Origin of the sequence: Arthrobacter sp. H20, from assembly GCF_000520515.1 — a bacterium.
Lineage (GTDB): Bacteria > Actinomycetota > Actinomycetes > Actinomycetales > Micrococcaceae > Arthrobacter_D.
In genome coordinates, this window is record NZ_KI914722.1 from 40,532 (window position 1) to 42,726 (window position 2,195).

The 2,195-nt window shown below is 64.5% G+C and carries 2 protein-coding genes; one reads left to right on the forward strand and one right to left on the reverse strand.

The window, feature by feature from the left end; all coding sequences use genetic code 11:
- Nucleotides 1-46: 46 nt before the first annotated feature.
- Entirely contained in the window at nt 47-400 is a 354-nt protein-coding gene (locus Y703_RS18460; RefSeq protein WP_026552107.1) for a hypothetical protein, read from the reverse strand.
- A gap of 233 nt (nt 401-633) precedes the next feature.
- Here Y703_RS18460 and Y703_RS18465 point away from each other — a divergent pair.
- A partial coding sequence (locus Y703_RS18465; RefSeq protein WP_035764122.1) for an ABC-F family ATP-binding cassette domain-containing protein occupies nt 634-2,195 on the forward strand: 1,562 nt, incomplete at its 3' end.

Consider the following 2,195-nt stretch of genomic DNA (forward strand, 5'->3'; position numbering starts at 1 on the left):
TCGTCCCGCGAGCCACGACCCACGGGTTCGACCGCGTACTCGATTGTTAGCCCCCCAAAGAGGTGAGCGCCCGCTCTGATCGCAGCACGACGGCGAAAGACCGTCCCGGATCGACGGCTGACACTTTGAAGACCCCCATGACCGGATCCCCTACCTGAAGGTCGATCACCCGCGGATCAATCGTCTGTGGACTGCGCCGCCCGAAATTGTCGATCAGATCGTAACTGTAAGGGGCCCTGCGAAGCTGGGTGGCCCACGCGAACACCAGATCCGGTGAGCAATCAACATCGACAGCGCGGATCCACAGCTGTCTGGAGGCCATCGCGGAGCTACCATGCGTGACGCCCGATATGCCGGGGCTGGTCTCTGCCCAGAACCAGGGCAAGGGCGGGACTGTCATCTGTCCATCCTGTCGAAAAACCACCAGATTTGCGATAGGTCATCCGGACGGCCCGACGTTCTGCCAGGTTGACGGCCCGACCCTGCAGGGGCACGCTGGTCACATGAGGAAGTAGCCTTGCACAGTTCTGCCCTACCGGGCGCCTATTTGCCCGCCCGGCGCCCACGCGCCACCATGTCGGCGCCCGTTTCGACTCTTCACGTTTCGACTCTGCAAGATACTGCGAGGAAGCCTTGACCGAACATGTAAACCTTTCCGACGTGTCCCACGGCTACGGGGACCGTCTGCTGCTTGATCACGTTGACCTGGCAATCGGCAGTGGCGAACGGGTGGCAGTGGTCGGCGAGAACGGTGCCGGCAAATCGACGTTGATGCGCCTGCTGGCCGGGTTGGAGACCCCCGATGGGGGAGCGGTCGCCGTGCAGGGGGCGGTGGGCCACCTCCCGCAGACTCTCAACCACTCCAGTTCCGACACTGTCACCACGGTGATCGACGCCGCCCTAAGCCGGATCCGGGCGCTCGAGGCAGACCTGCTGGCATGTGAGGCATCGCTGGACTCAGCCGATTCCGATGAGCTGGATCGCTACGGAGCGCTCCAGTCCGAGTACGACCTGCATGAGGGATACGCCGTCGGCTCACGGGTGGATGCTGCGCTGAGCCAGCTCGGGCTCGGTGACCTGCAGCGGGACCGCACCCTCGACACCCTTTCCGGCGGTGAGCAGGAACGGCTTGCCCTGGCCTGTTTGCTCGCCGACCCGGCAGCCATCCTGCTCCTGGACGAACCGACAAACCACCTGGACGACGACGCCATCAGCTGGCTTGAGCGCGAGCTTGCCTCCCACCGGGGTGCCGTCGTCGCCGTCTCCCATGACCGCTCCTTCCTGCGCACCTTCGCCACGACGATCATCGAGGTCGACGGTGACCGTCGGGGACTGCGGCGCTACGGTGACGGGTACGCGGGATATCTCAGTGCCAAGGCTGCCGAACGCAGCCGGTGGGAACAGGAGTACCAGCAGTGGCGGGACGCCAAGGAAGCTGAACGAATAAAGGCTGCGGCTGTTGAAAGTCGGATGGGTTACGGGCGACGACGTGACGGGGACAAGATGGGCTACGACTTCAAACAGGGCACGGTCCAGGAAGCGATCACCAGTCAGAAACGCAATGCTCAGGAACGGCTCCGACGGCTGGAGGAGGCACCGGTCGACCGGCCGCCGCAGCCCCTTGTGCTCTCCGCCCAGTTCGGCGGCCAATCCCTGACCGGGCCGGTGCTTGAGCTCACAGGTGTTTCGGTGGGAGACCGCTTGTCGGTGGAATCGCTCAGGGTTCTGGCGGGGGAAAATCTCCTGGTTACGGGGCCCAACGGGGCAGGCAAAACCACCCTGCTCAACGTTCTCGCTGGACTGTGTCCGGTGGACGTGGGAACTGCTATTCAACGGGGACGGCTGGGGTACCTTCCGCAGGAACTACCCCAGCACCGGCAGCCGTCGATGCGGCTGCTTCCCGCCTTCGCTGCCGGCCTGCGCGGGGGCCTGGACGAACACGCGGACCGCCTGCTCAACTTGGGGTTGTTCCGCACCGCCGACTTTTTCGTTCCCGTGGGTAGCCTCTCTGCGGGTCAATATCGCCGGTTGGCCCTCGCCCGCCTGCTGGTCGGGCGTTACGAAGTCATTTTGCTCGACGAACCTACCAACCACCTCGCGCCGGTTCTGGTGGGGGAGCTCGAGGAGGCTCTGGCCCGGTACCAGGGCACCCTCGTCGTTGTTAGTCATGATCGAGAGCTGCAGCGGTGGTTCGG